The following is a 209-nucleotide window of genomic DNA, read 5'->3' as shown; positions in this document are numbered from 1 at the left end:
GCGGGTTCAACCTCATACACAGTCAACGAAGACGGCCAAATCACCATTAGCGCTGAGCAGTTATTAGCGAACTCAAGCGATGTGGATGGCACCGTCAGCCTAGACTCAGTGTCTTACTCTGGTACCGACGGTATCCTGGTTCAAAACCAAGATGGCTCAGTGACCTTCTCGCCCAATGAGAACTTCAACGGTGACATCAGCCTGGATGT

The 209-nt window shown here is 51.2% G+C and carries 1 protein-coding gene; it reads left to right on the top strand.

Annotated features, from left to right (window positions below):
- Positions 1-209, top strand: a 209-nt coding sequence (locus tag AB4140_RS19680) for a cadherin-like domain-containing protein (RefSeq protein WP_372002323.1), incomplete at both ends; no start/stop codon positions are given.

Origin of the sequence: Shewanella sp. 10N.286.51.B2 (assembly GCF_041469265.1) — a bacterium.
In the GTDB taxonomy this organism is placed as follows: domain Bacteria; phylum Pseudomonadota; class Gammaproteobacteria; order Enterobacterales; family Shewanellaceae; genus Shewanella.
The sequence above is the reverse complement of the archived record's forward strand: the minus strand, read 5'-3'. Positions and strand labels throughout refer to the sequence as shown.